Source organism: Actinomadura napierensis (assembly GCF_039529375.1).
Lineage (GTDB): Bacteria > Actinomycetota > Actinomycetes > Streptosporangiales > Streptosporangiaceae > Spirillospora > Spirillospora napierensis.
Genome location: NZ_BAAAMR010000356.1, coordinates 1 through 605 on the forward strand (window position 1 = coordinate 1; position 605 = coordinate 605).

At 40.2% G+C, this 605-nt stretch carries 1 protein-coding gene; it reads right to left on the bottom strand.

Features of this window, described 5'->3' with window-relative positions; all coding sequences use genetic code 11:
* On the bottom strand, positions 1-605 hold a 605-nt coding region (locus tag ABD296_RS49895), incomplete at both ends, for an Ig-like domain-containing protein (protein ID WP_344285666.1).

Consider the following 605-nt stretch of genomic DNA (forward strand, 5'->3'; position numbering starts at 1 on the left):
ATATTATCAATCAAAGCATTCTGCTTGACCTCTGTACTGCGGTTACCCGCTCGGTCAACTACAATAAAAGTGAGCTCTTCTCCATGTAAATAGACTTGATATAAATAACCTGACACGTTACCAGCGCCATCCACATAACCTGAACCTACAATCTCACCAACAGCATTTTTAACTTCAATTTGAGTATTTGCTTCTGCTTGCGCTGTAAAGTTTTGACCATTGATATCTAATATAATATTTTCAATCGGATTTGGCGCAATATCATCAATCAAGGCATTCTGCTTAACCTCTGTACTACGGTTACCCGCTCGGTCAACTACAATAAAAGTGAGCTCTTCGCCATGTAAATGCACTTGATACAAATATCCTGAAACATTACCTGCACTATCTGCTGATCCATAACCTACGACGTCACCGTTATTATTTTTGATTTCAATTTGGCTATTTGCTTCTGCCTGAGCTGTAAAGTTCTGGCCATTGAGATCTAATACAATATTTTCAATCGGATTTGGTGCGACGTCATCATTCAAAGCACTCTGCTTGACCTCTGCACTGCGGTTACCTGCTCGATCGATCACGACAAAAGTAAGTTCCTCACCGTGTAA